This is a genomic window from Bacillus sp. SIMBA_074, from assembly GCF_046534555.1.
Lineage (GTDB): Bacteria > Bacillota > Bacilli > Bacillales > Bacillaceae_G > Bacillus_A > Bacillus_A mycoides.
Map to the genome: position 1 here is coordinate 1 of NZ_JAWRYM010000169.1, position 377 is coordinate 377.

Annotated in this window: 2 protein-coding genes; both read left to right on the forward strand. The window is 53.3% G+C overall.

The annotated features are described in order from the left end of the window. A partial coding sequence (locus SB773_RS30345; RefSeq protein ID WP_410593905.1) for an ABC transporter permease subunit occupies positions 1-196 on the forward strand: 196 nt, incomplete at its 5' end. A gap of 36 nt (positions 197-232) precedes the next feature. Continuing rightward, positions 233-377: ATP-binding cassette domain-containing protein (locus tag SB773_RS30350; RefSeq protein WP_410593907.1), on the forward strand; the 145-nt coding region annotated here is incomplete at its 3' end.

Below are 377 nucleotides of genomic sequence, written 5' to 3' on the forward strand. Positions count from 1 at the left end.
ACTGTCTTACCTCGGGTTAGGTGTTCAACCGCCGACACCATCGTGGGGCAGCATGCTGAACCAAGCGCAAACACTAATGTCCGTTGCGCCATATGCAACGTTTTACCCAGGTATTGCCATCTTTTTAGTCGTGCTCGGCTTTAACTTGTTAGGGGATGGCCTGCAGCAGGTTCTAGATCCACGCGCACGCAAATAATAAATGTCCTAACACGGGATAAAAGGAGTGGAGCAGATGACGACCATCTTGGAAGTAGAACAACTGAGAACCCGGTTTCGTACGGACAGCGGTGTCGTCAGTGTCGTTGACGGCGTCGACTTCTCCATCCGTGCCGGCGAAACGCTCGGCGTCGTGGGTGAATCTGGCTGTGGCAAAAGCG